This is a genomic window from uncultured Georgenia sp., from assembly GCF_937958535.1.
Taxonomy (GTDB): Bacteria; Actinomycetota; Actinomycetes; order Actinomycetales; family Actinomycetaceae; genus Oceanitalea.
On the sequence record NZ_CALGNQ010000255.1, the window covers coordinates 1 to 7,638 of the forward strand.

Annotated in this window: 5 protein-coding genes and 1 pseudogene; all 6 read right to left on the reverse strand. The window is 71.5% G+C overall.

From position 1 onward, the window contains the following. Window positions 1–505 (reverse strand): LamG domain-containing protein (locus Q0195_RS13880; protein ID WP_299279539.1); only part of this gene is annotated, 505 nt, incomplete at its 3' end. Window positions 506–594: 89 nt separating this feature from the next. Next, entirely contained in the window at window positions 595–720 is a 126-nt protein-coding gene (locus tag Q0195_RS13885; protein WP_299279541.1) for a hypothetical protein, read from the reverse strand. 97 nt (window positions 721–817) lie between these two features. Beyond that, window positions 818–4,888 (reverse strand): beta-L-arabinofuranosidase domain-containing protein, encoded by a 4,071-nt coding sequence (locus Q0195_RS13890; RefSeq protein ID WP_299279543.1) that lies wholly within the window; start codon window positions 4,886–4,888, stop codon window positions 818–820. Window positions 4,889–5,075: 187 nt separating this feature from the next. Continuing rightward, window positions 5,076–6,152, reverse strand: a complete 1,077-nt coding sequence (locus tag Q0195_RS13895) for a DUF916 domain-containing protein (protein WP_299279544.1) — start codon at window positions 6,150–6,152, stop codon at window positions 5,076–5,078. A gap of 68 nt (window positions 6,153–6,220) precedes the next feature. Next, window positions 6,221–6,841, reverse strand: a complete 621-nt coding sequence (locus Q0195_RS13900) for a hypothetical protein (protein WP_299279546.1) — start codon at window positions 6,839–6,841, stop codon at window positions 6,221–6,223. A 462-nt stretch (window positions 6,842–7,303) separates the two neighbouring features. Then, window positions 7,304–7,638 (reverse strand): annotated as a pseudogene (locus tag Q0195_RS13905) (hypothetical protein); the annotation flags it as partial.

Below are 7,638 nucleotides of genomic sequence, written 5' to 3' on the forward strand. Positions count from 1 at the left end.
CGATCTCCTCCGCCGTGAGGGTCCGGTCGTAGATCCGGAAGTCCTTGATGCTGCCGTCGACCCGCCGGTCGGCGTCGTAGGCGGAGCGCCCGATGTAGTTGGCGGTGGTGACACCGTTGCCGATCTCGGCGGGCGTCATCGTGATGTTCGTGTTCTGACCGACGGCCTCGCCGTCGACGTAGAGGGTGCCGGTGCCGTCCGCGAGGGTGAAGGTCACGTGCTGCCACACGCCGCGGGCGAACTTCTGGGTGCCGAGGACGTTCTGCTCGGCGCCCCAGGCGACGGGCGAGATCGAGCCGCGGGCGACGTTCGGCGTGTCGGTGACGAAGAGGTAGCCGTTGCCCTGCTGGGGGCTGCCGACCGCGGTGTTGCCGAGGTTGAACAGGAAATAGTTGCCGCTGTGGGGCGGCTCGAGCAGCACGTCCAGGGACACGGTGATCGCGTCCAGGCCGGCCGTGATGTTGTTGGGCAGCCGCACGTGGTCGTCGCTGCCGTCGAGCGTCACGCCGCCGGCGCCGAGCTCGGCGCCGCCGACGATCTGGCCGTGGTGGCCGTTGCCGGACGCGTCCTGGGCGGTCGTCCCGCCCTCCCCCGTCAGGGGTAGTGCAGGACGAGCCCGTCGGTCGGGAGCTCGGCGGCTGCCGCGCCGGGCACGGCCGCGAGCAGGCCCGCGCCGAGTGCCGCGACCGCGACAGCGGCCACTGTTCGACGTCGTCTCATGGGTTTCCTTCCTCGGGTGACGTGCGGTCCGCACGTCGGTGGGGGGTGCTGCCCGAGCCCTCGGCTCGGTGGGGGTCCGGTGGTGCTGCGTCGTGCGTCAGCCGCATGCGTGAGCCGCGTAGGCCGCGGTCGCACTCGGGTGTCCCTCGGCGTCCGCGTTCACCTCCCCGGCCGGCACGGAGGCGAGACGGGTGGTGAAGGCGGCGGACGCCGCCCCGTCGGGTCGCACGGTGAGCGTCCGCGCCCCGTACGGCGTCGTGACGACGGCGGTGACCGGCTCGGCCGACGCGTTGCTCACCCGCGCCGTGACGACGACCTTGCCGACGACGCAGCGGGTCTCGGCCTCGACGGTCACGGCCGGCTCGGGGTCGTCCGCGGCGACGACCGTCACCGTGTAGGTCACGGCGGTCTCGTGGTCCTGCGCGTACGCCGTGACCTCGACGGTCGTGGTGGCGCCGGTGAGCGGCACCGTCCGCGTCCGGGTGTCGTCGACGAGCACGCCGTCGACGTGGACGAGTCCGCTGGGGACCGCGGGACGGGCGGTGAGCCCGACCGCCTCGGTGCCGGCGGGGACGCGCAGGACGTAGTCGTGGACGCCCGCGGTGAGCTCCGGCTCGAGCGTGCCGGTGTCGAAGGCGAGCGCGGAGAGCGCGGCGTCCGTGGCGTAGGCCGTGGCCGACCGGATGTGGACGCCGAACACACCGCCCACGTGGCTGGCCCCGGTGCCCTGGAAGCGGACCCGGACGACGGGGACCGGGTTCCCGTCCTCGTCGAGGACCGGGTTGCCCGAGGAGTCGACCTTGGCGAGCGGCTCGTCGAGGACGGCGCGGGGGATCTCGTCGCACTGGAGGTAGAAGGAGGTCGCGCCGTGCGCGTCGGTCACCCGCTCGTGCTTGAGGAGCTCGTCGTTGAGGTAGACGTCGAAGGTCCGGCCGACGTCACCGCCGTAGTAGCGCACGCACAGGTGGTTGGCGTCGAGCTCCGGGTCGACGGTCATGTCGTAGGAGAACCACGCGTCGGCGGCGGGCTCCGCGTGGCGGAACTGCTGCCCGGAGAAGGTGCCGACGCTCGACCGGTTCGACCGGACGTTCTTGCCGGCCTCGCTGTTGTTGTTGTCGAAGGACACGAGCTGGTCGATGGTGACCTCGCGCTCACGCAGCCGCTCCTTGCTCGCGCGGATCATCGCCTGCGCCTCGGCGGAGTCCGGCTCGACGAGGTTGGCGTAGAGCAGGTAGCGGGCGTCGTAGAGGCTGTAGTAGGGCTCGAGGACGAGCTCGGCCGCGGCCGCGTCGACGTTCCGCAGCGTGAAGCGCATGATCGGCGTGCCGTCGGGCTTGGCGCCGTCCTCGACCCGCACGAGGTTCTCCCGGATCCGCGCCTTCCACGCCTCGGCGTCCTCGACGATGAGGGAGTCGACGACGTCCTTCTGCGGCGTGCTCATCCGCACGATGACCCCGGCCTGGTAGGACGCCCCGACGTTCTCGTGGCTCACCGGGGCGGCGAGCAGGACGGGGCCGTAGGCGAAGGCGACCCAGTTGGGGTTCTCCGTGTTGTCGATGACCGTGACCTCGGCCGGGAGCGTGTACTCGAGCTCGTCCCCGGCCGCGACGTCGACGACGACGAACCCGTGCTCCGCGGTGACGTCGCGCGAGACCCCGTTGACGAGGAGGGTGGGCTCGTCGGCCAGCCACGCGGGCACGCGCAGCCGCAGCGTCGTGCCGGGCTCGATCTCCCCACCGTCGAGCGCGTCCACGGTGAGGCGCACGGTGTCGGTGCGCGGGACGTCCGCCGTCTGGGTGAGCACCATGTTGTGCTCGGCCGCGGTGAAGGTCGAGGAGCGGAACTGGGTGACGTACACCGAGCGCGGGCTCGTGTAGTAGAACGAGCTGCCGAGCATCGTGAGCTTCTCGATGCCGGTGCCGTGGTCGCACCAGAACTCGTCGAGCGGGTTGCCGAACACCTTGGAGTAACCGGCCGTCATCGGCTGGAAGTAGGTGACCATGCCGGTCTCGGGGTTCGCCGTGCTCACCACCGAGTTGATGTACGCCCACTCGTAGTAGTCGGCGTACCTCGGGTCCTTCGTCACCTGGAAGAGCTCGTGGGTGAGCTTGAGCATGTTGTACGCGTTGCAGCCCTCGGACGTGGAGTTCTCCCCGTACCCGGAGGTGACGCCGGAGGTCCCCTGCTCCCACAGCGTGTCCGGTGCGTGGAAGTGCTCGGAGTAGCTGTTCCCGCCGTTGGCGTAGGTGTGGTGGTCGACGACGATCTGCCAGAAGTTCTCGGCGGCCGCCCGGTACATGTCGAGCTCGGCCTTCTCGGCCTCGGTGAGCATGGCGTAGAGCTCGGGGTCGTCGGTGAAGACCGTGTAGCGCTTGAGCGCGCCGACGAGCTTGGGGATCGTCGTGTTCGCGTGGAGCCCGGCGAGCACGTCGCTGCCGGCCGCGAGCTGCCGGAAGAGCGTCACCTCGTCGAAGTACTCGGCCGCCTGCTTGTGGACCGGGTCGTGGGTGATGCTGAACAGCTCGTAGAGCGCCTCGTTCATCCCGCCGTACTCGATGTGGAGCACGGCCCCCGGGTCGGGCAGCCCGCCCGCGTAGCCGTCGACCCACGCGCCGAAGTCGCTCGCCACCTCCAGCGCCGTCGTCCCGATGTCGGCGGGCGCGTACTCGTGGACGTCGATGAGGCCCGCGAGCACCTTGTGGAGGTTGTAGAACGGCACGAGCAGGCCGTTCCCGCCGCCGGGCAGGACGGACGTGGGGAACGGGGCGACGTAGCCGGCGTTCGCCGGGTCGCGCAGCGCGTACGCGGCCTGGACCTCCGCGAGCCCGTCGACGGCGGTGGTCAGCTGCTCGAGCAATTCGGCCCTCGTCCGCGGGTCCTCCTCGGAGGCGTAGGACTGCGCGAGCGCGGTGAGGTAGTGGCCGAAGAAGTGGCCCTGGAAACGGGTTCCGGTCGCACGCTCCCAGCCGCCGTAGCCGGTCGGGGTCGGCGGCGTGAGGCCGGCCTGCACGTACCACGAGTAGAGGAACCGGGAGGCGTCGAGGCTGAGGAGGTACTCGACGTTGAGCTCGTGGAGGTTCTCGAGGTACGGGTCGTGGACGTCGACGTCGCCGAGGTGCGTGTCCTCGAGGTAGACGGACGTCGCGGTGGCCGATGGGACTGTGACGACGAAGGTCCGGGTGACCGGCTCGCTGCCGCCGTACACGCCGGACACGGTGACGACGACGTCGACGGCGTCGCCCTCCGGGCGGGTCACCGTGACGACGCCGCCGTCGCCGATGGTGAAGTACGGCGAGTCCGCCTCCCAGCTCAGCTCGGTGCCCGTCGCTCCGGTGGCGGGGAGGGTGAGCGAGTCGGTGACGGCGGTCGCGGGCAGGGACAGGAGGTCGAGGTCGGCACGGGCGACCGCGGCCGGGTCGAAGTCGGGGACGTGCGCGCGGTAGAGGTCGACGACGTCGCTCGTCGTCGCGACGGCGTCGTACAGGGTGTAGTCGTCCACCGCTCCGCGGAGGAAGGAGCCGTTGTACTGGGGACCGTTGAACCCCAGGGTCTTCATCGACGTCGCCTCCGAGCCGAGGACGCCCGTCGCCGTGCCACTCACCGGGTAGTCGACCGCCGTGGCCTGCTTGACGCCGTTGCGGTACATCGCGACGTCCTTCGTCTCGCTGTCGTAGACCACGACGACGTGCGTCCACGCGTCCGTCGGGAAGAACGCGGCCCGGGACGTCCGGACGGAGACCTTGTAGGGCTGGCTGCCTGCGGGGCCGATCGACAGCGCGAGCGGCCGGTTGTTGTTCTCCGAGGCGAGGTACCAGCCGTCGGAGTTGTACACGGTCTTGCTCCAGGCGATGACCTGCTCGCCGGTGCCCATGGGCTCGGAGGGCTTGAACCAGAAGGACAGCGTGAGGTCCTCGGGCTGGAGGTGGGCCCCGGTGCCGAGGTCGAGGGCGGTGGCGCCGTCGAACTGGAACGCCGAGCCGGCGACGCCGGGGACGTACCTCTCGGTGCCGCGGCGCACGGCCACCGGGTTGCCGTGGTCGCTCGCGTCCGCGAGCGTGCCGTCGAAGGGCAGGTCGAGCACCTCGGTGCCCGCCAGCGGCGCGGCGGCGGCGGCCGGGGCGCTCGCTGTGCCGATCCCCGCCGCCACGAGCGCCGTCGTCGCCAGCACGGCGCTCAGCCGACGGGTCAGCCGATCTCTTCCTCGAGTCATCTGCAGTTCCGCATCGCTCTCGACGCGCACGTCGACCCGCGCGGCTCCGCGCGGTCAGGGTGTGGTGCGCAACACTGTTATCGCTAACACTCAGTTGAGTGTAGCGGCCCGCGCGGCGGCTCGCAAGGGTGCGGGGCCCCGCGGGCTACGGGGTGGACACTCCCTCGGCGGCGGCCCGCCGCCCCTCGTCGCGCGCCTCGGCGAGCATGCGCTCGAGACGCCGGCGCGACTGGCGCCGCCCCCAGAAGACCGCACCGAGGAGGAGGACCGCCCCGGCGAGGAGGAGGAGCTGCGGCCACGGGATCGCCCACGCGAGGGCCGAGGCGACGACGGGGTCGAGCTCGGCCGTTGTGCCGTCCATCGCCACCATCTCGGGGACCGCGGTGATCTCGACGGGCACGGCGAACCACGGCCACACGCCGTCGACGACCACGGTGAGGGTGCGGGTGTCGCCCGGGAGGACCTCGTGCTTCTTGTCGTCGGTGAGGATGCTGACCTCCGCCCCACCGGCAGCGGCGGTACCGTCGACGAACAGCCGGACGTTCCCCTCGTTGACGACGTCGAAGGTCACGGTCACGGAACCGGGCCGGAAGGCGTTCCACGTACCGTTGTACGTCGCCCTCACGTTCTCCACGGCCGCGACGGGGGCGAGCTCGCCGGTCACGCGGGTGGTGACCCGGAAGCCGATCCGGCTCTCCACGCCGACGTTCGTGCCGTCCTCGGCCGACTGCACCGTGCGGACGGAGGCGGTGATCCCCGCGGCATGGTCTCCAGGCTCGGCGTTCGGCGGCACGGTGATGGAGAAGGGCACGACCTCGGTCTCCCCCGGCGCGACGGTGACGGACTCGGGCAGCGTGACCCACGTGCCCGCCGCCACGGACTCCTCGCCGGAGGCGAGCATGTCGAAGCGGCCGGTGCGGGTGTAGAAGCCGTCCGCCGCGGCGAGGGCGAAGGTCACCTCCTCCTCGCTGAGGTTCCGCACGGCAAGGTGGTCCTCGACCGTCTCGCCGGGGTCGAGCGTGTGCTCGACGGCACGTCGACCGTCGGGCCCGGAGGCGTCCGCCGGGGTCGTGGACCAGCGGACCGGCGGCGGCTCGTCGGTGGCGGCGGCCGGTACGGCGAGGCCGAGGGCGGCGAGCAGCACGAGCGCACAGGCGAGCAGGGCTGCCCGCACGGGACGGGAGACGGGGGGACTGGCTGCAGGAGGCACGGGCTGTTCCACGATGTCAGGGTCGGGGCCGCACCGGCACGGCCCCGACCCGGGTGATGGTCGGTCGGTCGGGCGACCGCTCAGGCGCCATCCTCCCAGAGGGTGAGGGTGATGGTGGCGGAGTAGCTGCCCGGGGCGACGTCGACCGGGGTCTTGAGGAAGAGGTCCGCGTTCGCCTCCCACTCACCGACGGGATGCGCCTCAGTGGCGTCGATCGCCAGCGCGAGCAGCTCCTCCGCGACGAGGCCGACCGCGTCCGGGCCCTCGTCGAGCACGGTGAGCACCTCCTCGCCCTCGGCGACCTCACCGTTGCCCTCGGTGAGCAGGTGCGGGCGCCAGCCCAGGTGCTCGGCGCCGATCTCCGGGACGCCGTCAGCGGTGAAGGCGGAGGACTGGCCCGTGACGTACCAGTAGCTGCCGTCGGGCACCTCCTCACGGTCGTCGGTGACCGTCACGGTGGGCAGGGCACCGTCGAACTGACGGATCTCCGGGTCACCGGAGTCCACCTCGGTGAGCGAGGTGGAGTCGGCGGCCACGCTCATCGTCAGGGCACCGACAGGCTCCAGTGCCTCGATCTCGACGCTGACCTCGACGTCCTCGCCGGTGACCTCGTCGGCGACGGCCGCACCGGCGCCACCCACGAGCAGCAGTGCTCCCGTCGCGCCGACACCGGCACGGGTAAGCAGACCCTTCTTGTTCATCCGTCTCTCTCCAGTTCCCGGCCGGCACGAGACCGAGCCGAACCTACGAGCGACCGGTCCGTCCGGCCACCGTTCCTGCGTGGTGGCACCAGTGCCACCGGCCTTCCGCCGCTACGCACCGCTCCTGCGCGGCACGTCGCCCTGCCGTCGTCCCCCGGGGTTCGCATTGTCGATCTCGGCGGGTACGCCGGCCTCGATCTGGCGTTTCACCATGCACTCCCAACGTCATCGTCGCGTGCGGCGGACACTTCCCGCCGCGCGCCATGTTACCGCACACATCGGCTCTTTCAAGACCTTGTCACCCTCCGGGACGACCGGGGGCGGCAGGCCGTGCGGCAGCCCGCTCGGCGGGGTCGGGATGTCGGAGCCCGACCCCGCCGAGCAGACCGGAAGGGCGGGCCGGAAGTCTCCGGCCCGCCCCCCGGCGGACTCACCGAGCCGGCCGAAGCCGGTCAGCGAGCATCAGCCGCACGAGCGCGCCGCGTACGGCTCGGTCACCGTGGTGACCTCCCCGTCCGCGCTCGCCGTCACGGTCACCTCACCGGCGGGCACCGCCGCCTGCCGGGTGCTGAAGGTGGCGGAGACCGTCTTGTCCGGCGCCACCGTCACGGTCTTCGACCCGAAGGCCGTCGAGATGACCGCCTCGACCGGCGTCTCCGACTCGTTGGTCACCTTGACGGTCTCGACCACCTTGCCGACGACACACCGGGTGTCGGCCTCGACCGACACCTCGGGTCCGCTCGGCTCGGGCTCCTCGTCACCGACCACCCGGAAGTAGTCGAAGGTGACGGTCGGGT

Bases quoted from the DNA above. Each gene is read 5' to 3' on its own strand.
- Q0195_RS13885 (WP_299279541.1), bottom strand. From the start codon at position 720: ATGAGACGACGTCGAACAGTGGCCGCTGTCGCGGTCGCGGCACTCGGC.
- Q0195_RS13900 (WP_299279546.1), bottom strand. From the start codon at position 6,841: ATGAACAAGAAGGGTCTGCTTACCCGTGCCGGTGTCGGCGCGACGGGA.